This is a genomic window from Bradyrhizobium sp. Kon37 (genome assembly GCF_055807535.1).
Genome location: NZ_JBVVOY010000133.1, coordinates 1 through 458 on the forward strand (window position 1 = coordinate 1; position 458 = coordinate 458).

1 protein-coding gene is annotated in these 458 nt (G+C 45.4%); it reads left to right on the plus strand.

Annotated elements, in window-relative coordinates; translation table 11 throughout:
* Positions 1-272, plus strand: a 272-nt coding sequence (locus AC0L3J_RS37445; protein ID WP_087902936.1) for a hypothetical protein, incomplete at its 5' end; no start/stop codon positions are given.
* Positions 273-458 lie beyond the last annotated feature (186 nt).

Here is a 458-nt window from a genome sequence, read left to right on the forward strand (position 1 = left end):
GGGGGGAAAAGGCAAGATGGAAGCGAGAAAAACTCAGGTTGCCACCGATACCGGAACCAGAAATAGACCCGGTGCTTAAGGAGTTGTTGTACGCCTATTCGGTAATATCCCGTGCCCGACGTTATGCTGGAATGGCTGGGGTGCCTTTGCCTTTATCTCTGACAGAGATAAATGAATATTTAGCCACTCATCCGGTATTGATTGAGCGCGATGAATTTGAAGCAGTGATCTTTGCACTGGATGACCAGTATTTTCAGGAGCAGTGTGTGTAGTTGTTAATTACGTACACTCTGTTACAGAGATGTGATGGTGTCTTTAATTAAATCGATGATGCTCCTGGAGAAAAGCATTGCGTGGCCTCGTAATCGCTATATCTACTATTATGTCGCCTGAAACCCACTTCGCGGTGGGTTTTTTGTTGTCAGGAGTTTTAATAAATGGCAGAGCAAACCTCGCGT